At 31.7% G+C, this 24,028-nt stretch carries 16 protein-coding genes; 10 read left to right on the forward strand and 6 right to left on the reverse strand.

Features of this window, described 5'->3' with window-relative positions; all coding sequences use genetic code 11:
* From ABJD66_RS05445 to ABJD66_RS05455, 3 genes are all read left to right on the forward strand, one after another.
* Nucleotides 1-364 (forward strand): GDSL-type esterase/lipase family protein (locus tag ABJD66_RS05445; protein WP_348129089.1); only part of this gene is annotated, 364 nt, incomplete at its 5' end.
* Between the two features lie 9 nt (nt 365-373).
* Nucleotides 374-1,984: a family 20 glycosylhydrolase gene (locus ABJD66_RS05450; RefSeq protein WP_348129092.1), complete on the forward strand. Its 1,611-nt coding sequence runs from the start codon at nt 374-376 to the stop codon at nt 1,982-1,984.
* Nucleotides 1,985-2,120: 136 nt separating this feature from the next.
* The gene (locus tag ABJD66_RS05455; protein WP_100895573.1) at nt 2,121-2,717 is read left to right on the forward strand and encodes a hypothetical protein; all 597 of its coding nucleotides are present in this window, start codon (nt 2,121-2,123) and stop codon (nt 2,715-2,717) included.
* A gap of 41 nt (nt 2,718-2,758) precedes the next feature.
* Here ABJD66_RS05455 and ABJD66_RS05460 read toward each other — a convergent pair whose 3' ends face one another.
* The 5 genes from ABJD66_RS05460 to ruvX all read right to left on the reverse strand — a co-directional run bounded on the left by ABJD66_RS05460 (nt 2,759) and on the right by ruvX (nt 5,975).
* Nucleotides 2,759-3,157, reverse strand: coding sequence for a response regulator (locus tag ABJD66_RS05460; protein ID WP_100895572.1), 399 nt, complete (start codon nt 3,155-3,157; stop codon nt 2,759-2,761).
* Nucleotides 3,157-4,248 (reverse strand): ATP-binding protein, encoded by a 1,092-nt coding sequence (locus ABJD66_RS05465; RefSeq protein WP_348129096.1) that lies wholly within the window; start codon nt 4,246-4,248, stop codon nt 3,157-3,159. Before ABJD66_RS05465 ends, ABJD66_RS05460 begins: the two co-directional genes overlap by 1 nt.
* Before the next feature lie 188 nt (nt 4,249-4,436).
* Entirely contained in the window at nt 4,437-4,868 is a 432-nt protein-coding gene (locus ABJD66_RS05470) for a DUF5606 domain-containing protein (protein ID WP_100895570.1), read from the reverse strand.
* Between the two features lie 58 nt (nt 4,869-4,926).
* Entirely contained in the window at nt 4,927-5,517 is a 591-nt protein-coding gene (gene def, locus ABJD66_RS05475) for a peptide deformylase (RefSeq protein ID WP_100895569.1), read from the reverse strand.
* Nucleotides 5,518-5,564: 47 nt separating this feature from the next.
* Nucleotides 5,565-5,975 carry a Holliday junction resolvase RuvX gene (gene ruvX, locus ABJD66_RS05480; protein ID WP_348129101.1) on the reverse strand — a complete coding sequence of 137 codons (411 nt, stop codon included), beginning with the start codon at nt 5,973-5,975 and terminating at the stop codon, nt 5,565-5,567.
* Between the two features lie 104 nt (nt 5,976-6,079).
* Here ruvX and ABJD66_RS05485 point away from each other — a divergent pair, with 104 nt between their 5' ends.
* Both ABJD66_RS05485 and ABJD66_RS05490 read left to right on the forward strand, forming a co-directional pair.
* The gene (locus ABJD66_RS05485; RefSeq protein WP_100895567.1) at nt 6,080-6,895 is read left to right on the forward strand and encodes a 2,3,4,5-tetrahydropyridine-2,6-dicarboxylate N-succinyltransferase; all 816 of its coding nucleotides are present in this window, start codon (nt 6,080-6,082) and stop codon (nt 6,893-6,895) included.
* 528 nt (nt 6,896-7,423) lie between these two features.
* Nucleotides 7,424-8,338, forward strand: a complete 915-nt coding sequence (locus tag ABJD66_RS05490; protein ID WP_348129104.1) for a hypothetical protein — start codon at nt 7,424-7,426, stop codon at nt 8,336-8,338.
* A 103-nt stretch (nt 8,339-8,441) separates the two neighbouring features.
* On the opposite strand, the gene ABJD66_RS05495 is transcribed toward ABJD66_RS05490, so the two are convergent.
* On the reverse strand, nt 8,442-9,326 hold the full coding sequence (locus tag ABJD66_RS05495) for a GT-D fold domain-containing glycosyltransferase (protein ID WP_348129107.1): 885 nt from the start codon (nt 9,324-9,326) through the stop codon (nt 8,442-8,444).
* 188 nt (nt 9,327-9,514) lie between these two features.
* On the opposite strand from ABJD66_RS05495, the gene ABJD66_RS05500 reads away from it, so the two are divergent.
* The 5 genes from ABJD66_RS05500 to ABJD66_RS05520 form a co-directional block, all read left to right on the forward strand.
* On the forward strand, nt 9,515-10,627 hold the full coding sequence (locus ABJD66_RS05500; RefSeq protein ID WP_348129110.1) for a glycosyltransferase family 1 protein: 1,113 nt from the start codon (nt 9,515-9,517) through the stop codon (nt 10,625-10,627).
* Nucleotides 10,627-12,474 (forward strand): glycosyltransferase, encoded by a 1,848-nt coding sequence (locus tag ABJD66_RS05505; protein WP_348129113.1) that lies wholly within the window; start codon nt 10,627-10,629, stop codon nt 12,472-12,474. The genes ABJD66_RS05500 and ABJD66_RS05505 overlap by 1 nt, the downstream gene beginning before the upstream one ends.
* Nucleotides 12,458-13,048, forward strand: a complete 591-nt coding sequence (locus tag ABJD66_RS05510; RefSeq protein ID WP_348129116.1) for an L-threonylcarbamoyladenylate synthase — start codon at nt 12,458-12,460, stop codon at nt 13,046-13,048. The genes ABJD66_RS05505 and ABJD66_RS05510 overlap by 17 nt, the downstream gene beginning before the upstream one ends.
* Before the next feature lie 2 nt (nt 13,049-13,050).
* The gene (locus tag ABJD66_RS05515) at nt 13,051-14,469 is read left to right on the forward strand and encodes an HD domain-containing protein (RefSeq protein WP_348129118.1); all 1,419 of its coding nucleotides are present in this window, start codon (nt 13,051-13,053) and stop codon (nt 14,467-14,469) included.
* 520 nt (nt 14,470-14,989) lie between these two features.
* Nucleotides 14,990-24,028: hypothetical protein (locus tag ABJD66_RS05520; RefSeq protein ID WP_348129120.1), on the forward strand; the 9,039-nt coding region annotated here is incomplete at its 3' end.

Raw genomic sequence — 24,028 nt, forward strand, 5'->3', positions numbered from 1 at the left:
CAAACAGGTTTTTATTTATGAAGGTGATAATGATATTGCAGGTGATAGAAGTTGCAAGTTAGTACTATCACAACTAACAGAAATAATTAACAAAATAAAAAAAGCCAATACCAATACACAAATTGTTTTAATCTCTGTTAAACCTAGTATTGCTAGGTGGCACCTAAAAAGAAACTATAAAAAACTAAACAGAAAATACAAAAACTTAGCAAAGAAAAACCCTAACATAACTTATGTAGATGTTTGGAAACCTATGCTAAATGGCAAACAGTTAAAACCAGATATTTTTACCCAAGACAACCTACATATGAACGCCAAAGGATACCAAATTTGGCAAAGTGTAATTACAAACTATATTAACTAACCAATTTAAATGAAAAATTCTATTTTATTTAGAACCTTATTAACCCTTATTGGCATTTTTACAATAATTGCTTGCCAAGAAAAAAGAGTAATTATTAACTACCCAACTACAGATTTATCTGCAGAAAGTATGGTTCCCTTACCGTTAAAAGTTACACCTACTAATAGCGCATTTGGATTAGATAAAAATACAGCTATTTATACCTCTAAAAATTCTGGTTTTGAACAAGTGGGTTCTTTTTTATCTAATAAAATTAGCTCAAAAATTAACTTAGAGGTTCCTGTAAATAGTACAAACCCTGAAACATCTAAAATTATATACATAAATAAAACAGATAGCTTAGAGTTAGATAATAAAGAGGCTTACCAAATGTATATTACACAAGACTCTATAATTATTAATGCAAAAACAGCTGCTGGTGCTTTTAGAGGTATACAAACTCTAAGGCAAATTATACCAGAAGAAAGTAATGACACGCTTACAGCACACAAAATGTGGTTAATACCTAGCGGAAAAATACTTGACCAACCAAATTACGAGTACAGAGGTGCTATGTTAGATGTTGCTAGGCATTTTTTTAGTGTTGATGATGTAAAAAAATACATAGATATTTTAGCTTACTATAAGTTTAATGCTCTACACTTACATTTAACAGATGACCAAGGCTGGCGTATAGAAATTAAATCTTGGCCAAAATTAACAGAAATTGGAGCTAGCACAGAAGTTGGCGGTGGTCCTGGAGGTTTTTATACCCAAGAAGATTTTAAAGAATTAGTGCGTTATGCTGAAGAAAGACATATTATTATTGTACCAGAAGTAGATATGCCAGGACACACAAACGCTGCTACAGTTGCTTACCCGCAATTAAATGGCAACGGAAAAACGCCTAAAATTTATACAGGTATGCGTGTTGGCTTTAGTACTCTTGATACAGATAAAGATCTTGTTTATGCCTTTGTAGATGATGTTGTAAGAGAAATTTCTGCTATTTCCCCTGCTCCTTATTTTCATTTAGGAGGAGATGAGAGTCACGTTACAAAGAAAAAAGATTTTAAAAAGTTTATTTTAAAAGTTTCTAAAATTGTAGAAAGTCACGGAAAAACACCAATAGGATGGGATGAAATTGCTACAACAGATATTAGTAGTAATTCTGTTGCTCAATTCTGGAGAAGCAAAAAAAATGCAAAATTGGCATTAGGAAAAGGGATGAAAATTATATTATCACCAGCTAAAAAAGCTTATTTAGATATGCAGTATGATACGTTATCTAAACACGGCTTGCACTGGGCAACATATATTCCTGTAGATTCTGCCTATATATGGACACCAGAAACATTTGTAAAAGAATTACCTAAAGAACAGGTTTTAGGTATTGAAGCCCCTTTATGGTCTGAGACTATTAGCAATATTGAAGAGTTAGAATATTTAGCTTTTCCTAGAATTATTGGTTACTCTGAGCTTAACTGGACCATAAAAGAAAATAGAAATTGGAAAGACTATAAAATAAGATTAGCCAACCAAGCCCCTTATTTAGAGAGGATGAACGTAAAATATTATCCAACAAAATTAATAGATTGGAAAAAAAGCAAACATACTTTTAAAGAGATAGATAAAGATTAAAAAAATAAAATTTATTATAAAAACTAGATTTAGTTTGTTACCAAAACAATAAGTCTAGTTTTTTTATGCAATAAGAAATACAGGTAAGAGTTATATTACATACATTACAACATCATAAACCTAGAATATTTAATTTATGCAAAACATTCAATTTCCTGTTACTTTTCAGTTTAAAATATCTACTTTTTCTAATGATTTTACAGCAACAGATGCTACTGGTAAAACTATTGCCTATGTAAAACAAAAGATGTTTAAATTTAAAGAAGAGATTAAAATTTACAATGACGAATCTAAAACAAAAGTAAATTATAGCATAAAAGCAGATAAATGGTTAGATTTTTCTGCAGCATATGCCTTTAAAGATGAAAACGGAAAAGAATTTGGTAAAGTAGCTCGTAAAGGGTGGAGATCTATTTGGAAAGCACATTACAATATTATTGATGAAAACCAAAAACAACAATATAACATAAGCGAAGAAAACCCTTGGGTTAAGGTATTTGACTCTATGCTAGGCGAAATTCCTGTCTTAAATTTCTTTACAGGCTATTTATTTAATCCGTCTTATATGGTTAAAGACAACCAAGGAAAATCTATTATAAAATTAAAAAAGAAGCCTTCTTTTTTTGGTAGAAACTTTGAGCTAAGTAAGCAAGGAGAAATGGATAATGATGATGACGACCGTATAATGCTAGGATTAATGATGATGATTTTACTAGAACGCAGAAGAGGATAATCTATAATATTTAAAATGCCTTGTGTAATACAAGGCATTTTTTATTTTAAACTCTCTCTTAAAGACTTTAATATTTTTTGTAATTTATCATAATTTAATGGTTTTTCTAAATAGCTTATTACATCTAAAAATGTTTCTGCTTTTTCTTTATCTGATGGTCTCCCAGAAGAAGTTACTATAACAATGGGAACTCCCATACAAATACAACTTTGCTCTTTAACCTCCATAAACTCAAAACCATCCATAATAGGCATATTAATATCTAAAACAATTAAGTCTGGCTTATTATCTTTTAAATAATCAATAGCTTCCTTGCCGTTTTCTACAGCTGTTATATTTGTATATCCTAAATTATTTAACTTACTAGTTGTTATAAAGTTAGTTACTACATCATCTTCAATTAGTAGAATTTTACATAAGTTGGTTAATTTTTCTTCCATTAAAAATATATTTTAAATTGAGTTCCTTTGTTTTCCTCACTCTCTACTAGCACTTTACCTCCATTATTTACAACTATGGAATGTAGTATGTATAGGCCTACTCCTAAACCTTCTACGTGAGTATGCATTCTTTTGAATAACCCAAAAACTTTAGTTGAGTCATTACTGGTATCAAAACCTAAACCATTATCCTTTACTATTAAAACTGGTTTATTATCTTCTAATAGTGTTGTAACCGAAATTATTGGTTTTCTACGCGGATGTTTATACTTAATTGCGTTAGAAATTAAATTATGTAAAATGCTCTCAAATTGTACAGCATTGTAATTAATTTTAGGGTAAGCCGCAAAATCTTCCTTTATTATTGCTCTAGTATTTATAATTTTTTCAGAATGTATTGCCTTAATCTTTGCAACTACTTCTTTAAAATTTACAACCTCCTTTTTATCTTCTAAACTAGACTTTAAAGCTATTACATTGTTTAAAGCCTTTAACTTATCGCACATAAGTTTACCAACATATTTTAGCTTATCAAATATGGGTTTTACTTCATCAGTAATTACATTACTAGACTCTAACATACCAAAAAGGCTCTGCATATTGGTTAAAGGAGCTCTAAGGTCATGCGCTGCAACATAAGAGAACTCTTCTAATTCTTTGTTTTTTTGTTTAAGATTTTTATTTACTTTTTCTAAATTATTTTGTGTGGCTTTTAATTTATCAATTGTAGCTATTAAATTTGTAACATCTAAAGTAGTAACCCCCAAACCTTCACCTACTTTAAAGGCTCTAACTATAAAAACAAAAGTTTTATCATCTGTGTAAAAAGATATTTCATCTAAGCTAATAGGTACTCCTGTCTCTATAACTTTTTTATATGACTCTAATCTTTCTGTACCTTCTAAATAAGGAAAAGCTTCTAAAATAGATTTACCAATAAAATCATCCTTTTTTATATTTAGAGTAGATATGGCAGCTTCATTCATATCTAAGAATACCATATTTTTATCAAATATTACACTTGGCGTATGTGCCATATCAAAAAAAGCTCCTTTAATCTCACTGTCTACATTAATAACTTCTACACTCATACTACTTGTTTTTTATTTGGGGTTAAAACTGTAATCTGTAGCAAATTTGAGGTTAATTAAACGTAATAATAGTTTGGTTGCTATAGAAAGCTATAAAGTGTAGACCAATGGTAAAATAGTTTAGTTAAATAAAAAAAGGCAACATATAAATTATATGTTGCCTTTTTCTTTTACTTAAGTTTCTGTTGTTATTCTGCAGCAGACTCTTCTGTTTCTTTATTTTCCTCTGGTTCAGAAAAATCTGTGATACCATGTTCATGTAATAAGTTATACCATTGTATTACTTTTTTAATGTCACTAGCATACACACGATCTTCATCATAATTAGGTAAAACTTCAAAGAAATATTCTTCTAATTTTAACTTGTCATCTTTATGCTTAACAGATGTTTTTTCTCCGTTTTCTTTTGTTTGTATTTTATTAAATACCTCTCTTAAAGGAACTTCTTCCTCTAACGTATAAATAGCAATTTCTGATAAAACACTAACATTTGTACGCATATTAACAGTACTTCTTTTTCCGTCCATTAAAGACTCTGCTATAAAACCCGTACGTGTTTGTGTTACCAACTTGTGTAATCCTGGTTTTCCAGAAATGGATAAAATTTTATCTAAACTCATATTTTACTTTATAAATCTTCTACAAATATTATATTTTTTATATCGATAAAAAAGGAATCTATCTTCCTTTTTTCATTTCAGGAAAACGCATTCTGTATTCTACTCTAATTTTTCCTTTAGAAATGTTACTTAACTTACTCTTTAACAACCTTTTCTTTAATGATGATAATTTGTCTGTAAACAATATACCTTCTATATGGTCATACTCGTGCTGTATAACCCTTGCTAACAAACCGTTATACTCTTCTGTGTGCTCCTTGAAGTTTTCATCTAAATAAGTAATTTTAATATTTTCTTTTCTAGATACATCTTCTCTAATATCTGGTATACTTAAGCAACCTTCATTAAAGGACCACTCATCCCCTGTTTCTTCAGTAATTTTTGCATTAATAAATACTTTTTTAAAGCCACTTAAAGCTTTTTGTTCTTCCTTAGACAAATCTTCATCGTCTGAAAAAGGAGTTGTGTCAACCAAAAAGATACGTACCGGCAAACCAATTTGTGGTGCAGCCAAACCTACGCCACTAGCGTTATACATAGTCTCCCACATATTTTCTAAAAGCTCCTTCAACTTAGGATGATCTTGGTTTATATCTTTTGCTTTTTTTCTTAGCACAGGGTCGCCATATGCTGTTATTGGTAAAATCATATTACTACTTAATTTTTATACATTGTTTTTATAAAACAATTAAAATTTTAATTTCTATTTAAATAAGACTGTAAAATAATTGTAGCACTAATTTCATCTACCAGTGCCTTATTTTTACGCTGTTTTTTATTTAACCCACTATCTATCATTGTCTTAAATGCCAATTTAGATGTAAAACGTTCATCTTCTCTTTCTACTGGCATATTAGGAAAAATAGTTTTAAGTTTTACTAAAAAAGGTACAATTAACACTTCGGACTCAGAAGCGGTATTATTCATCTGTTTAGGTTCACCTACTATAATTTTTTCTACCTTTTCTTTAGCAATATAATCCTTTAAAAATGTTAAAAGATCTTTGGTTTCAACTGTTGTTAGCCCAGATGCTATTATTTGCATTTCATCTGTTACAGCTATACCTGTACGTACTTTTCCAAAATCTAAAGCTAGTAATCTACCCAAACTGTTTTTTTTGGCAAAAATAATATATAAATTGTTATATGTTTACATTTGATTAAATTATTAAGCCTCACCTATTATCTTTGCTAAAATTGATTTTTACAAAAATGACAGAATTACAAAAAACTATAGAAGCTGCTTGGGATAACCGAGAATTACTAAAAGAAACAGCTACACAAGATGCTATTAGAGAAGTTATAGACCTAATAGATAATGGGAAACTTAGATGTGCAGAGCCTGTTGAAGGCGATTGGCAAATTAATGAGTGGGTAAAAAAAGCTGTTGTTCTTTATTTTCCTATTCAGAAAATGGAAACATTAGAAGCTGGTATTTTTGAATACCATGATAAAATGCCTTTAAAAAGAGGTTATAAAGAAAAAGGAATTCGCGTTGTACCTAATGCAGTTGCAAGGCACGGAGCTTACATATCTCCTGGCACTATTTTAATGCCTAGTTATGTAAACATTGGCGCTTATGTAGATGAGGGTACAATGGTAGATACTTGGGCTACAGTTGGTAGTTGTGCACAAATTGGTAAAAACGTACACCTTAGTGGTGGTGTTGGTATTGGTGGTGTTTTAGAGCCTTTACAAGCATCTCCTGTAATTATAGAAGATGGTGCTTTTATTGGGTCTAGATGTATAGTTGTAGAAGGTGTTAGAGTAGAAAAAGAAGCTGTTTTGGGTGCTAATGTTGTTTTAACAATGAGTACTAAAATTATAGATGTTACTGGTGATACTCCAGTAGAAATGAAAGGTAGAGTACCTGCACGTTCTGTAGTTATACCTGGTAGCTATACTAAAAAGTTTGCTGCTGGTGAATACAACGTACCTTGTGCTTTAATTATTGGTAAACGTAAAGAAAGTACTAACAAAAAAACATCTTTAAATGATGCTTTACGAGAGTATGATGTTGCTGTATAGTAAATGTCTACTAGAGAAACAAAAAGCCCACAATTGTAATTGTGGGCTTTTTGTTTTTTATAAAAAACACATTTTAGTACTAATCTTTTATAATACCAAATTTAGTTACCTTATGTTTTAAGGTACGAGTTTCTTTTCTAATATCGTTATTTATCTTCCAGCTTTCTTTGTTTGCATAACCTCTTGGATGGTCTAAGTGAACAACAATTACAAACTAGCTAATATAACAATTCCAATACTTTATCAACTTGCATAATAAATCCTATTGCTTTTACTTACATTACATTCTTACCCACCAAATTCTAACACCCAATAATTTATATTGCAATTCAATATTAAAATAATTATTAATATTGAGAATATATATTCAATACTAAAGTTTTTATTTATTAAATCAAAAATCTTACACCCTTAATAAAACACAACAAATATTAAATTACTATTAAAAAAATAACAATAAGTAAGATTAAACCTATTTTATTTGTTTTTTTTACTACTATTGTTTTGTAATTATAAAACATATTAAATATGAAAAAAATTTCTATTATTATTATTTGTATTTTCAGTATCTATTCTTGTCAAAAAGAAGAATTAACTACTAACGATTTCAAGGGTGCTTATTTTGAAAATTGGGATGAATTTCATAAATATCACCTAGAACTTGAATTTTTACCAGATGAGATTTCTGCTCTTGAATCAGTGTTGGAAAAGGATTATAAATCATTTTTAGAAATAGCTCTAAATTCAGATGATGACAAAATATTAGAAATTGAAAATAAATTAACATATGGCTTAATGGCTATACTAAACAGTGATTTACAATTCAAAATCGGAGAAAAAATAATCACTTTCAAAGAAGATGCTTTTTATAAGTTTGACACAAGAAAAAACTCCTTTATTAAAGTAGATAATGTAGACGTATCTATAATTGAGTTTGAAAATTCAGGAGAAAGTTCAAAAATTTACATTTCTGGAACCAATACAGGAGGTTATTCAAAAAAAGATTTTTGGAGAAATGCATATTACAGGTGTTCAGACAACGCAAAGATACTTGGGCCTTCAAATCGTCAAATGAGGTATACTCAACAATTAAAATCTCTTCGCTCTGGAAGTACTGCCGCTCTTTTTATAGAAACAAAATTATTTTATAGAAATAGTAAGAATAAATTAAGATTCGCTAAAAAAGAAGAAAAAAATTACACTTATAATATTCAAGGCACTGTAGGAATTGCAGTAGCTCCATATTGGAATCATTATGAAACTCAAATAAATTATCAAAATACAACACGTTGTACTAAATCTAAATATAATAGACAGTTACTTGCTGAAGTATTCCCAACAGATGGTAGATCATGGCACATAGATTTAACAGGAACGATTACTCATCACATTAATGGAGATAGTGAATCAAACAAATGGATTGCTCCTGTAAATTGGAAATAAATATTAATTTTCACTCACTTAAATAATGTAAAATTTATATTTTATAAAAAAGCCCACAATTCTAATTGTGGGCTTTCTTTTGTATTTACTATTTTTTAAATATTTACATTATCTGATTTCTAAAATAGAACTTAATATCTTTTCTAAAAAATAAAAACTTTTTTTGAAATGATAGTTTATCACGATCATTAGTATTTAATACTTTTTGAACTTTATGACCTTGTAATCTTATCCAAGATCTTGATATCTTATACTCTACTGCATCTATAATAGAGCCAAAATCTATCACTTTTGATTTGATTCCTAAATTCCATAAACGCAAAGCAATTACATTAGAAGTACTACCTGCAGATGGAATTATTAAATCTACTTTTTTTGCATTTTCCTCAATGTCAGGCCACCACAAATCTATAGATTCATAAGCATGCTTTACTGGAATTTCAACATAAAAATCTATTTTTCCATATAATTTCTCTGCAATTTCTTTACTAGTAGACCCTATAAACATTTTTTTTAAAGGTCTTATTTCTTCATCTAAAAAAGCTTTCAGTACCTTTGGTCTAAAAACTGCCATACATTGAAAAATACAGGGGTTTTCATATGTAACATCTTCAGAAAATTCTTTTTTCTTCATTACATCAATCATATCCTGCTGCCAAGAAAAATTTTTATAAATACCGCTAGCGTGAAACTCATCATATGGATAATTAATGGGACAAGCTATTAAATAATCATTATCTTTAATTTTAAACGATGCTTCCAGTTCAGTTTCTAACCCTTTACTGTAAATATAATTTCTGTGATCTTTTTTCATCAAAGTAACAAATTCTCCATCTCCAAACCTTACGAAATATAAGCTTTTCTTGTTCTTAAAGCTCTTTATAAAAAAATCATAAGATTCTTTTATTCCTTTCGTTTTTATAGAATTTAAGTTTCTTCTTGAATTGTTGAAAAATAAATTATGGAAATAATATTTTATGGGCTTCATATATGAAAGTTAAAACAACAAATATATTCATTTTAGCAAGAGATAAACATAACGATGTCTAATTTGGGATATTTATAAATTAATAACCTTTAGTGAATTCTTTTTTATTGATTTAAAACAATACTTGTTATTATCAATTAAAAAGTTTCATTTTTAAATTATCTTTGAAAGCTAAATTAACATTTATAATGATTGTAGGTTTTGACGCAAAAAGAATTTTTCACAATAATACTGGTTTAGGGAATTATGGAAGAGATTTAGTAAGAATTATTTGTCAACACACTAATATTAATAAATTAATATTATACAATACTAAACCCTCTAATAAAGATAGAGTTTTTAAATCTCCTATCATATCTGTTGTTTATCCTAATTCTTGGCTTTGGAAAAAATTTTCATCAATATGGAGGGTTTTTGCTCTTAAAAATAGTATTATTAATGATAACCCAAATATTTACCACGGAATAACAGGAGAAATTCCTTTAGGATTAAATAAAACAGGTGTTAAAAGTATTGTAACCATTCATGATTTAATTTTTATCACACATCCGCAATACTACTCTACCATAAATAAATTTATTTATACACTTAAATTTAAATATGCTGTAAAAAATTCTACTAAGATTGTTGCAATAAGTGAACAAACTAAAAAAGATATTATAAAGTACTCAAATGTAAGTTCTGACAAAATAACTGTTGTTTATCAAGGTTGTAATTCTGTTTTTAAAAAAGAATATAGCACTAGTGAAAAAGAAAAGGTTAAAGTAAAATATAATTTACCTAACCAGTTTATATTAAACGTAGGTACTATACAAGAAAGAAAAAATGCGTTATTAATAGTTAAAGCTATAAATGGTACTAAAAACAAATTAGTATTAATAGGAAACGAAGAAGCACACGCAAAAAAAATAAGAGAGTTTATCACAGAACATAATCTTGAAGATCAAGTTTATTTTTTAAAAAATGTAGAGTTAAAAGAATTAGCTATTATCTACCAATTGGCAACAGTATTTTGCTACCCATCATTATGTGAAGGTTTTGGAATACCTATTATTGAAGCTTTATATAGCAAAACACCTGTTATAACTACAATGGGCAACTGCTTTCCTGAAGCTGGCGGACCTAATTCTTTTTATATTAAGCCTAATGATGATAAAGATTTGAAATTAAAAATAAATACCCTATTCTCTAATCCAGAAATAAGACAAAATATAGCTAAAAAAGGGTTAGACTATGCCCAAAAATTTAATGATGATGTTACTGCTAGCAATATGTATAGTGTCTATAAATCCATATTATAATGGCAAATATTTGTTTTTTAAATAGTACAAAGACTTGGGGTGGTGGAGAAAAATGGCATTATGAAGCCTGTTTATATATGCACAGCAAAGGTCATAATGTTATAGTAGTTACTAACAATCAATCAGAACTATATAAAAAAATAATAAAAACAGATATTCAATATGTAAATCTTGACATAAATAATCTTAGCTTTTTAAACCCTTTTAAAATAAGGAAATTAAATAAAGTTCTTAAAGAAAATAACATAGACTGTATTGTTATCAATATTTCAGAAGATTTAAAAATAGGTGGCTTAGCAGCAAAAAAAGCTGGTGTTGAAAGAATTGTTTATAGAAGAGGAAGCGCAACTCCAATAAAAAATAGTTTTTTAAATCGATATTATTTTAAAAATGTAATTACGGATGTACTTACCAACTCTAATGCTACAAAACTATCTGTGTTAGCAAATAACAAAAAATTATTTCCTGAAGAGAAAATTAAGATTATTTACAACGCCATTGATTGTTCTAATAATTCTAAAGAAATTCTACATAATAATAATTTTAACGAGGAACTTATAATAACAAGTTTGGGAAGGTTAGAGTATGAAAAAAATCATCAATTTTTAATTCATTTATCTAAAGAATTAAAAGACAGAAACATTAAACATAAAATTTATATAGGAGGTGATGGGTCTCTAAAAGAAAAATTAGTAAAATTATCTAAAGAGCTTAATGTGCATAACGAAGTTATTTTTTTAGGCTTTATAGACGATATAAAAAAGTTTATAAAATCTAGCCATATATTTATACACCCTTCACTATGGGAAGGTTTTGGGTATGTACTTGCTGAAGCTTCTCTCTGCCATAAACCTGTTATTGCTTTTAATACTACAAGTATACCAGAAATAGTAATAAATAATAAAAGTGGTTACGTAGTAGAACTAAATAATGTAAATAAAGTTGCTAACAAAGTAGAACTTCTTGCATCTAATAGTAAATTAAGAGATGAATTAGGAACTTATGGGTTTAATTATATCAACTCAACCTTTAACAACTCTTTTATTTGCAAGCAAATGGAAGAGTATTTAGCTCCAAAAAATAAAAAAAATAAAATCTCAGCATTACTAATAACTTATAATGAAGAAAATAATATATGTGAAGTTATAGAAAATATAAGTTTCGCTGATGAGATTATAGTTATAGATTCTTTTAGTACTGATAAAACTGAAGAACTTGCAAAAAAATATAACAACATAACTTTTATAAAAAGAGAATTTAAAAACTATACAGATCAAAAGTCCTATGCTTTATCTTTAGCTAAAAACAATTGGATTTTATTTGTTGATGCTGATGAAAGAATATCTTTATCATTAAAAAATGAAATTATTTCAACAGTAAATAGCTCCAATCCTGCTGCTGCATATTTTATGTATCGCATTTTTATGTACAAAGGAAAAAAAATAAATTTTAGTGGTACCCAAAGAGATAAAAATTACAGGCTATTTCAAAAAAACAAAGTGAAATTTGACCCTAGTTTAATTGTTCATGAAACTCTTATTGTAAATGGTAGTGTAGGTATCTTAAAAAAGAAATTATTACATTATTCTTTTGATAGTTATAAAGCTTTTAAAATTAAAATGCTTCGCTATGGAGAAATGAAAGCTCAAGAAGATTTTGTTAAAAACAAAAAAGCTACTCCTTTTCATCTATACATAAAACCAATAGGAAAATTTATAGAACACTACATAGTAAAATTTGGTATTCTAGATGGTATTAAAGGTATAACTATTAGTTATTTATATGCCATCTCTACAAAAAATAGATATAAGTTTCTAAAAAAATTGCATAATGGCACACAGAAATAAACCAGATCAGAATTTTATTGATGAGATAAATAAATGTATTACTGTTTTACAAAATGGCGGTATTATTTTATATCCTACAGATACTGTTTGGGGCATTGGTTGTGATGCAACTAATGAAGATGCCGTAAAAAAAATATATCAGCTTAAAAAAAGAGTAAATACTAAAACAATGATTTGCTTGGTTGCAAATGACTTTATGTTAGAAAAGCACGTAGAAAAAGTACCTGAAGTAGCCTTTGACATTATAGATATTGCAGACAAACCAACAACAATTGTATATGATAATCCAAAAAATGTAGCTCAAAATCTTATAGCTAAAGACAATAGCTTAGCAATTAGAGTTGCAACAGATAAATTTTGTCAATACTTAATAAGTAAGTTTAAAAAACCTATTGTTTCCACTTCTGCTAACCTTTCTGGTGAACCAACAGCTAAAAGTTTTAAAGAAATAAGTTCTGATATTTTAAAAGGTGTAGACTATGCCGTAAATTTGCAGCGAAACATACAAAAAGTCACCCCTTCATCAATTATTAAATTAAGTAATGATGGTAAAGTAAAGGTGATTCGGAAATAGGAATGACGCAAGACAACTACAAAGACGCAATTAAAGACCCAATTTTTTTAGTAATAGCAGAAGCTGCTGCAGAACTTAATGTAGATAGCTATGTTATTGGTGGCTTTGTACGAGATTTTTTATTAAAAAGAGGAACTCCAAAAGATATAGATGTTGTTGCTGTTGGTAGCGGTATAGAGTTAGCTCAAAAAGTAGCCTCTAAACTACCTACAACCCCAAAGGTTTCTGTTTTTAAAAACTTTGGTACTGCTATGCTAAAGCATAACGACTTAGAACTTGAGTTTGTTGGTGCGCGTAAAGAAAGTTACCATACAGATAGCAGGAATCCTATTGTAGAAGATGGTACGCTAGAAGATGATCAAAATAGAAGGGATTTTACCATTAATGCAATGGCTATTTCTTTAAATAAAGACTCGTATGGCAAGTTACTAGATCCATTTAATGGAGTTAATGATTTGCAAAGCAAAGTCATAAAAACACCTTTAGAACCTGGTATAACATATTCTGATGATCCGTTAAGAATGATGAGAGCTATACGTTTTGCTACTCAACTTCAATTTAATATAGAAGATAACTCTTTTGCATCAATATTAGAAAATAAAGATAGAATCAAAATTATATCTAAAGAACGTATTGTTGACGAGTTAAATAAAATTATGAATAGCCCAAAACCGTCTATAGGGTTTGCTCTGCTTCATAAATCACAATTATTACCTTATATTTTACCAGAGTTAAGTGCCTTGCAAGGTATAGAAGAAATTGAAGGGCACAAACACAAAGATAACTTTTGGCATACTTTAGAAGTTGTAGATAATATATCTGAAAATACAGATAATTTATGGCTACGTTGGGCAGCATTACTACATGATATTGGTAAAGCGCCAACAAAAAAGTTTCATAAAAAAAAGGGATGGACGTTTAGAGGACATGAGTTTATTGGCTCTAAAATGGTTTACAAGTTATTTAAGCGTTTACGTATGCCTTTAAATGACAAAATGAAATACGTACAAAAAATGGTTTTAATGAGCTCTAGACCTATTGTACTTTCTGAAGACTTTGTTACAGACTCTGCTGTACGTCGTTTAATTTTTGACGCTGGTGAAAACATAGAAGACCTTATGATTTTATGCGAAGCTGATATCACTACAAAAAACACTAAAAAGCAACGTAAATACCGTAACAATTTTAAATTAGTAAGACAAAAAATTGTTGAAGTAGAAGAAAGAGATCAAATACGTAATTTTCAGCCTCCAGTCAGTGGTGAAGAAATTATGAAAACCTTTAATCTAAAGCCTTCTAAAGAGATTGGTATATTAAAAGAAGCTATAAAAGAAGCTATTTTAGATGGCACAATTCCTAATGAATATGATGCTGCTTATAATTTTATGCTTCAAAAAGGAAAAGAGTTAGGTTTAACCTAATTAAAAATAGCACTAAACCATTTACAAATAATTACCCAACGTTGCATACACCTATATGTATAACATATAGTTATACAGTTTTTGCATAAACTTATAAGCAAAAAAGACTAATAACCCAATTGTAATAGCTCCAATTTAGAGCCTTTTAATATGATTAATATACTTAAAAGAGCAATTTCATTAAACAAAATACCTAATAGGTAATATGCTATTTATAATTTTATGTGAAAAAGCAGGTTTACAAAAAACCAAAAATCACATTTTTTTTAAGTAAACACAATACTTAACATAGTTCACAAAAACATAAACAGTATATTTTTAATTTTCTTTCGCATACACTTTTCTACCATTCACCTACACTTTTGTCTTAACCGGCAACATATTATTATTTATAAACTTTTTCATAGATATCTTTGAAAAAAAGAGTAATAACACGTGATTTTGCTTATAAAAATAAGTTAATCACAAAAACACTAAACCATTTCCTTTCTTTTTAGGAAAAAAATCTAATCATTATTTTATGAAAAAAGTATTCAAAAACTTTTTCCTGTTCATTATTTTATTAACATTAAGTGCTGTAAATCTTAATGCTCAAATAGATGATAACAGGTATAAAGTTTCCCTAACTCCTGAAGACTTGGCCACTTGCGGTGGCGTAAACAATTCTTTGGAGCGTGTACTAGTACAAGGTAAAAATGCATCTTGTAATAATTTTAGTATTACGTTTAACTTACCAAACGGCGTCTTGTACGAAACCGGTACTGTTGTAATAACATCTCAGGTAGACTCTAATGGAATTCCCATTACTGTAAATCCTTATGAAATAGGTGTTGCTGGTACAGCAAATAATCCTGTTTTTACATTACACAGAAATGGAGATCCAAATCTTAACTGGAATGTTGGTGATGAAGTATACTTTGAATTTAAACGTAGTGCAAATTGTGATGCTGTTACGCTTTTAAATTCTGGTGGACTTTTTAAGGATGCGCATACTATAAATTTTAATGATGCTGGTGGTGCAAATTCTGCTACAGATAATGACAACAACATATCTTCATATGCTTTATTAGCTGCTTCTTTAAATATTTCTCCAATTTCAACTATAAATTCAAACGTAGGAGAATCATATACCAGAGATATTACAATAGCACAAGGTGGTAATGGTTGTACTGAAACTTTTACTTACTATGTAGATTTAGGTGAAGATGTAGATGATATTTATACATTATCATACAAAGGCACGCCTTTGACTCCTATATCTAAAGTTGGTCAAATTTTAACATATAATATAGATTTAAACGTAGCTCCTTTTGTTGGAGATGTTGGCAATAATGATAATTGTTTTGATAACGGCGAAGTAATTGTTTTACAAGAAGCCTTTAGAGTAGATGATTGTATAGATACTGCAATTGTTCATAACGCTTACTGGGGATGTAATGTTGGCGAAACTTGCCAAGCTGCTGCACCGCAAACAGGATCTTTAAATTTTGGTGCAAACGTGCCAGATATTACATTAACTAAAATAGGAACCACAACACCAGATTTTTGTGAGGCGGTAACCTATACTGTTAAACTAGAAAACACAAAACTTACAGCTGGCTCTATGGCTTTAGACGTTGGTGTTAACTTAGGAATGGGCGCAAACTCTACCCCTATATCTACTGCAAATAATAATCCTTTATGGGATTTTGATTATCATGATACCAGAAATGTTTCTAACTTTAAAGTAGGAACAACAAGTTTTTCGCCTACCAGTAGGCCTAGTGACAGTTACTCTTCTCGAGGTTCTGGTAATACTCTTTCTTTACCTCCTAACTTCTTTACCTCAGATCCTGATGGTCCTGGTGTTGGGCTGGAAGATTTAGATAACGATGGTTTTTTTGATGATTTAGCCCCAGGTGCTTCTACAGAAATATCTTTTGATTTTGCTATTACACCTAAAGACAATTGTGGAACAGGAAGATTAGAATATATGGGTTGGGAACATACTTATTTTGATGTTTATTTTAAAGATCAATGTAAAGGTGAAAGATTACCAGAGCGTATAGATTTAAATTACTTTAATATTATTAGAGATTATAGAAGCGTTACAGAAGTTGAAGCTCCTACAGATCTTGTAAATAATCAAGATTTTGAAATTAGAATAGCTCCGTCTATACAAGCCAATGGTGTAGGTACTCCATTAGTAAATGGCCAACCTATGTTATCTAATAACGCTAACTCTGTTTGGAGTATTACTATTACTGCTCCAGCAGGTATGTCTTTAAGACCAGGTGCCTCTTCAGAGTTTACGCAGTCTGGAAATGAAATTACATATAGTACTACAAATATAAGTGGAGCTGAATATAAAGAATGGGTAGAGTTTCCTTTAACTTTTACATGTGGGCCTAACGGTGTACAATCTATTCCTTACAAAACTAATTATACTGCAACTGGCACTAGCGGTGTTTGCTGGAGTCAAGATATACATTGTGGTACTGTAGATATTTATACTCACTGTCCAGGAAACTGCGTTGGCCCTGCTATTGAAGGGTTTAATGCTAACAGAATTACTGCTGGTTGGACAGACGCATCAATGGATACCAAAGTAGTATTAGATGATAATACAGATGGTATTAATAAATATCTTGCTGGAGACAGAATGAAAATTTCTACTTCTGCTTCTATCAATAATATTTCTTTAGATAATTTATATTTTGATTTAACATACAATACTGCAAGTTTAGCTGCAGGTGGTCCGGATATTATTTCTTTTATAGAAGGAGAAATTACAATTAATGACTCACCTACAACATCTCAAACTGGAACTATTACTGTTACTCCTGTACTAACTACAAATGGGACTACTGAACATAGATTAACTTTTGATCTTAGTTCTTACAAAAGTTTAATTAGTGGTTCTTACAATTATGAAGGTGACGCTATAGAGAAGGACAGAGTAGAAATAGAATTAACTTTTGAATTTAGTAAAGATTTTAAAGACATTGACTACTTTGAACTTGGTGGCTTAAGAGGAGAGTTTTTTGCTTTTACAGATTACCCTGCTAACACACAACCTAACAAAGTTGGTTGCGATACTTGGGGAGATAGAGCCTACTATTCTAGACCTAGAATATATGGTAGTAACCAAACAAGGTCTACTAATGGCTGTACCCCTTCTAATGGAGTATTGTATTACCAACATAATATGGCTCCTAGTGATATGCACGGAGATGAATATAGACCTATGACACTGTGGAAATCTACCGTTGTAGATATACCAGAAGGCGCTAGGTTTACAGGTAATGTTTCTTCTATTCAATTTAATGGTGCTTACTCAAGTCTTGGCGGCCAGTTTATTGTATCAGAAAGTAACGGACAAATAACAATTACTCCTGGTCCTGGTTATGTAGATCGTGACCAAAGTGCTTTAATACAACCCAGATTTTATGTAGAATTTATGGGTACTTGTAATTCACCCGCTTCTGCTAATTATGACTACACCATTAATTATGATGATTTTGCATATGCTACTCCAGAAGCTGCAAGTTTTACAAATACAAACAGATTTCAATACACTCAACCTACATTTTTAATACAATCTCCTTCTCCTACTGTAAATGGAGATGCTTACACTGTAGATTTTGATGTTAATATAAGTAATACAAGTCCGCAAGATGTAAACTACAATTGGCTACAAGTTTCTGTGCCAGCAGGTATAAGTATTAAAAGTGCTTTTAGTGTATCAGGTGGTACAGAAACACCTGTAACATTTCATCAATCCGGAAATAAAACTTGGATAGAAGCTGGTTCAATTGCATCTAACACTACAAAATCTATTCGTTTTAAAGGGGATTTTGAAGACTGTACAGATCTTACTGTTTTAGTTGAACACGGATGGGATTGTTTAGGTTATCCTGGTTACCCAGACACTAACGTAGATGTTTCTGATTTTCAAGCAGTAGGTGCTAGTTGTTATCAAAACTCTACATCTATAACCCTAGAACCTAAAGGATCTCAAGTTCAGGTAGGTATAACAAATCAACCTAACACACCACAAAATTTATGCACACCTTTTAATATTGAAGTAGATGTTATTAGTGCTCAGTTAGCAGATTTAATATTTCCTTCATTAGAATTTGCTATCCCTGGCGGAAACGGTGGTATCACTATAGTAAGTACAAATGTTACTTATCCTAAGGGATCAACTAACCCAAATGACACTCAGCCCGTAACTGTTACTATAGAAAATGGTATTGCTAAAGTAAATTTATTAGAACATACCAATATACTTGCTCTAAATGGTATAAAAGGTAATCCTGCTATTAATTCAATTAATGAAAGAACAGCACATATTAACCTTGAAATTCAATTAGAATGTAATTTTATATCAAATTCTGAATTTACATTTAAGGTATACGGAGAAGAGCCATGTGGTGACCTTGCTGCTGGTAACGGATCTAGAATAGTTTCTAACTCCATTCAGGCATTTGGTGCTACACCTCCTTATAATGCGTTTAGTACTATAAATCTTCCTGGTTTTGGTGCGCCAATAATAGGCTGTGGAGTTGTAGATAATATTAATGTAGAAACTACAATTTCTGGAGGTACTACAGGTAGTGCAGATTTTGGAAAAATAACCTTAAGATCTGGTATAGAATATGTAGCTTCTTCTTTTGCTAGTGCAGACGGTGCCACATTTAATAGCATAGCTACTGTAGGAGATCATCAAGAACTTATATTAAACTATCCAGCGGGAGTTACTGCAGGATCTAAAATAAATTTTAATTTTGATTTTATAACTACAAACGAAGGTATATGTGATGCTACTGAGGAAGTACAAATAGTAAATTACGTAACTGTTAATGGTATTATGTGTGCCTCTAATGTTTGTCCTGATTTTCAAGTAGCAACTGGTTTCTCTTATGAGATTATGCCATTAGAAAAGCCAACCATAATAGGTACTGCTAACGATAGTTTTTTTACTGTAGATACTAGTAACAATTATGAGTATCATTTATCTGTAGATATAGAAAATACAAGTGCTTTAGATGCAGATGCAGGCTATGCTTATAGTGTTTATTGTGCAGATATAAATGGAGATATAGATGGTGCTGCTATCTCAACGGGTACAATAGCTGATGCTATTCCTAACTTATCTACAATTACAGATGAAATTGTATTTATTACCGCTGGTGCAGCTTGTTCTGGCACAAATTTTATAATAGAGTTTTTACCTTCTAGTACAAATTGCCAGTGTGAGGCCTTTACAATTGTAGTACCTGTAACTTCAGGTGCTCCATTAAACCTAGATAATGATAATGATGGTATACCAGATGTTATTGAAGTATACAATGGTGATGCAGATGGTGACGGAACTTTAGATTATGAAGATCCTGATTTCTGCGCTGCTACATTTGATGGTGTAAACGGATGGGATTGTGCAACAATGGGCTTACCAGATCCAGATGATGATTTAGATGGTGATGGTACTCCAAACTACTACGACACAGATTTTCCAACTTGTGGCGGATTAAATGCTAACGGAGTATGTATCAATTTTGATACCGACGGCGATGGCATACCTAACCACTTAGATTTAGATTCTGATAATGATGGTATAACAGATATTACAGAACTTGGTGCAGCAAATAATGATGCTAATGGTGACGGTGTTTTAGACAATATTACCGATATAGATAATGATGGTCTTGCAGATGTAGTGGATAATGATACTACAGATGGTCCAGAAGGTAGTGCACCTTGTACACCACTGAATGGTTGTGTACAAACAAACTCTACATCCAATATTTTTGATACAGATGGAGATGGTACTACTGATAATAGTGGCGATTTTGATGGTGACGGACTAATTAACGCTTACGATTTGGATAGTGACAATGACGGTATTTTAGATACGGTTGAAGGACAAACTACAACTGGATTTAGTGCTCCGGGAGCTATTGACCCATTAACAGGTATACCTGCAGTTGGTGCAGATACAGATGGTATTGATCCAATTGATACCGATGGTGACGGTAATCCTGATTACTTAGATTTAGATGCAGATAACGATGGTATTACAGATACTTTAGAAGCCGGTGGCGAAGACGCTGATGGTGATGGTGCTGTTGATGGTTTTGTTGATGCTGATGGTAACGGTGTTGCCGACAGTGTTGATGCTACTCCTTTACCAGATGAAGATTCTGATAACGATGGAATTTTAGACCGATTGGATTTAGATTCTGATAACGACGGTATTACGGATACTACTGAAGCTGGTGGTATGGATGGAGACGGTGATGGTATCATTGATACGTTTATGACCGATACAGATAATGACGGACTTGCGGATAGTGTTGACCCAGTTGGTCCTGCTACTCCGGGTACACCAATTCCAAATCCGGATACGGATAATGACGGATTGGATGATAGAATAGATTTAGATTCTGAAAATGATGGTATTCCAGATGTAATTGAAGCTGGCAGTTCTGACCCGGATAACGATGGTAGAATCGGTACTGGTGCAATTACGGATGCAGATGGTGATGGACTTTCAGATTTAGTGGATCCAGATGACAATACAGACCCTGCCTTAGCAGATGGTCCAGGTACACCTTTACCAATTGACAATTTTGATGGTGACAGTGTTCCAAATCACTTAGATATAGATTCTGATAATGATGGTATTACAGATACTACAGAAGCTGGTGGTCTTGATGTTAATGGTGATGGTGTTGTAGATGGTTTTGATGATACCGCTACAACAGATGGTTGGGATGACGCTACAGCAGCATCTCCACTTCCAATTCCTAACTCAGATACCACAGGTGGTCCAGATTACTTGGATATAGATGCAGATGATGATGGAATTCCAGATAATGTAGAAGCACAAACTACAGCGGGTTATATAGCCCCTGCAGACGCTGAAGCTGCTAACGGATTAGATACCAATTATCCTGTTGGATTAACTCCAGAAGATACAGATGGTGATTTAATTCCAGATTACTTGGATGCAGATTCTGATGCCGATGGTGTTAGTGATGTTGAGGAAGCTGGTCAAGGAACAATCACAGATCCTTTAGCCGATGCCGATGCCGATGGCTTAAATGATGCTTTTGATGATACAACTGCAGGTTATGATGTAAATAATGACCTAGATACAGGTGCAATCGCTACGGATAATGTAGATGATTTAGACACTGCAGAGGTTGATTTTAGATCCATATTAGATTCTGATAATGATGGCATTATGGATACTGTTGATATCGATGATGATAATGACGGAATTTTAGATACTAATGAAACAGGAGATACAGACGGTGACGGTATTCCAGATAGTATTGATTTAGATTCTGATAACGATGGTATTCCAGATTCTATAGAAGCTGGTGGTACAGATACAGATGGTGATGGTCATATAGACTACCCAATTGCTGGTGACCCAACTTCTATGACGGATACTAATAATGACGGTCTTGCAGATGAAATTGCAACAACTCCTTTACCAGATGAGGATTCAGATGGTGATGGTATAGAAGATAGAATAGATTTAGATTCTGATAACGATGGTATTCCAGATGTAACAGAAGCTGGTGGTCCAGATGCGGATAATGATGGTGTTATAGACACCTTCGCTACAGATACAGACCGTGATGGTTTGGCAGATAGTGTAGACCCTGCAGATGCAACTACTCCTGGTACGCCTTTAGAAAATCCAGATACGGATGAAGACGGATTTGACGATAGAATAGATACTGATTCTGATAATGATGGTATTCCAGATGTAACAGAAGCTGGTGGTTCAGACCCAGATAACGATGGTGTTATCGGTACAGGTCCAATTGCCGATGCAGATGGTGACGGACTTTCAGATATTGCAGATACAGATGATAATACAACTCCAACGGCTACAGATGGTCCTGGTACAGCTTTACCAATAGATAATTTTGATGGTGATGCAAATCCAAACCATTTAGATATAGATGCAGATAATGATGGTATTCTAGATGTAGTTGAAAATGTAACCGGTGCTTTAGATACCAACAATGATGGTGCTATTGACAGTACTGATGATGTATTCTTAGATGCGAATGACAATGGTCAAGCCGATGCTACAGAAGGTACTGCGCCATTAAATACAGATACTACTGGTGGTGCAAACTACTTGGATATTGATGCGGATGATGATGGTATTCCTGATAATGTTGAAGCACAACCAACTGCAGCTTATAATGCTCCAGATGATGCTTTTGATGCTGAAGGTTTAGATACTAATTATCCAAACGGAATAACACCTGAGGATACTGATAATGATTTAATTCCTGATTACTTGGATCCGGATTCTGACGATGATGGTACGCCAGATATTATTGAAGCTGGACAAGGGGCTATGACTGATCCTTTAGCTGATGCTGATAATGACGGATTAAACGATGCATTTGATGATACACCTGGTACAGATGTAAACAATGATTTGGATACAGGTGCTGAAGGTACGGACAACGAAGATGATTTAGATACCGCTGAGGTAGATTTCAGATCTATATTAGATCGCGACCAAGATGGTATTATGGATATCGTTGATTTAGATGATGACAATGATGGTATTTCAGATTTAGATGAAGCTAACGGAGTTGACCCAAGTGCAGATGATGATAATGATGGTATCGTAAACTATTTAGATGACGATCCTGCAGATCCATTGGTTGGTGATGTAAACGGTATTGTTGAACCAGCATTTGATTTTGATGGCGATGGTATTCCTAACCACTTTGATATTGATGCAGATAATGACGGAATATTTGATGTATATGAAGCAGGTAATGATGCTTTAGATACGAACAATGATGGTGTTATCAATAGTGTTGATACTGGTTTTACTGATAATAATAATGATGGTCAAGCAGATAGTTCTGAGACTACTACCCCACTGAATACAGATACAACAGGAAATGCAGATTTCTTGGATATTGATGCAGATGACGATGGTATTCCAGATAACGTAGAAGCACAACCAACAACAGGTTATGTTGCTCCGGCTGATGCTTTTGATTTTAATGGTGTAGATACTAACTACCCTAACGGATTAAGACCTGAGGATACGGATACAGATTTAACTCCAGATTATTTGGATGCTGATTCTGATAATGATGGTGCTCCAGATATTTTAGAAGCGGGTCAAGGTACAATTACAGATCCATTGGCAGATGCCGACGGTGACGGATTGAACGATGCTTTTGATGATATTGTAGGTAATGATGTAAACAATGATTTGGATACTGGTGCCATCGCAACTGATAATGTAGATGACCCAGATACTACTGAAGTAGATTTCAGATCTATATTAGATTTTGATCAAGATGGTATTATGGATATCGTTGATTTAGATGATGATAACGATGGTATTAGTGACTTGGATGAAGCTAATGGTATTGATCCAAGTGCCGATGATGATAACGATGGTGTTCCAAACCATTCCGATGATGATCCTAACGATCCATTGGTTGGCGATGTGAACGGAACAACTGAACCAGCATTTGATTTTGATGGTGATGGTATTCCAAATCACTTTGATATT

It is taken from the genome of Cellulophaga sp. (assembly GCF_039943695.1).
In the GTDB taxonomy this organism is placed as follows: Bacteria; Bacteroidota; Bacteroidia; order Flavobacteriales; family Flavobacteriaceae; genus Cellulophaga.

Excerpts from the sequence above, each read along its gene's own strand:
- ABJD66_RS05460 (WP_100895572.1), bottom strand. The coding sequence starts at position 3,157 with ATGGAAGAAAAATTAACCAACTTATGTAAAATTCTACTAATTGAAGAT.
- ABJD66_RS05515 (WP_348129118.1), top strand. The coding sequence starts at position 13,051 with ATGACGCAAGACAACTACAAAGACGCAATTAAAGACCCAATTTTTTTA.
- ABJD66_RS05495 (WP_348129107.1), bottom strand. The coding sequence starts at position 9,326 with ATGAAGCCCATAAAATATTATTTCCATAATTTATTTTTCAACAATTCA.
- ABJD66_RS05500 (WP_348129110.1), top strand. The coding sequence starts at position 9,515 with ATGATTGTAGGTTTTGACGCAAAAAGAATTTTTCACAATAATACTGGT.
- ABJD66_RS05505 (WP_348129113.1), top strand. The coding sequence starts at position 10,627 with ATGGCAAATATTTGTTTTTTAAATAGTACAAAGACTTGGGGTGGTGGA.
- ABJD66_RS05465 (WP_348129096.1), bottom strand. The coding sequence starts at position 4,248 with ATGAGTGTAGAAGTTATTAATGTAGACAGTGAGATTAAAGGAGCTTTT.
- ABJD66_RS05510 (WP_348129116.1), top strand. The coding sequence starts at position 12,458 with ATGGCACACAGAAATAAACCAGATCAGAATTTTATTGATGAGATAAAT.
- ABJD66_RS05490 (WP_348129104.1), top strand. The coding sequence starts at position 7,424 with ATGAAAAAAATTTCTATTATTATTATTTGTATTTTCAGTATCTATTCT.
- ABJD66_RS05470 (WP_100895570.1), bottom strand. The coding sequence starts at position 4,868 with ATGAGTTTAGATAAAATTTTATCCATTTCTGGAAAACCAGGATTACAC.
- ABJD66_RS05455 (WP_100895573.1), top strand. The coding sequence starts at position 2,121 with ATGCAAAACATTCAATTTCCTGTTACTTTTCAGTTTAAAATATCTACT.
- ABJD66_RS05450 (WP_348129092.1), top strand. The coding sequence starts at position 374 with ATGAAAAATTCTATTTTATTTAGAACCTTATTAACCCTTATTGGCATT.
- def (WP_100895569.1), bottom strand. The coding sequence starts at position 5,517 with ATGATTTTACCAATAACAGCATATGGCGACCCTGTGCTAAGAAAAAAA.
- ABJD66_RS05485 (WP_100895567.1), top strand. The coding sequence starts at position 6,080 with ATGACAGAATTACAAAAAACTATAGAAGCTGCTTGGGATAACCGAGAA.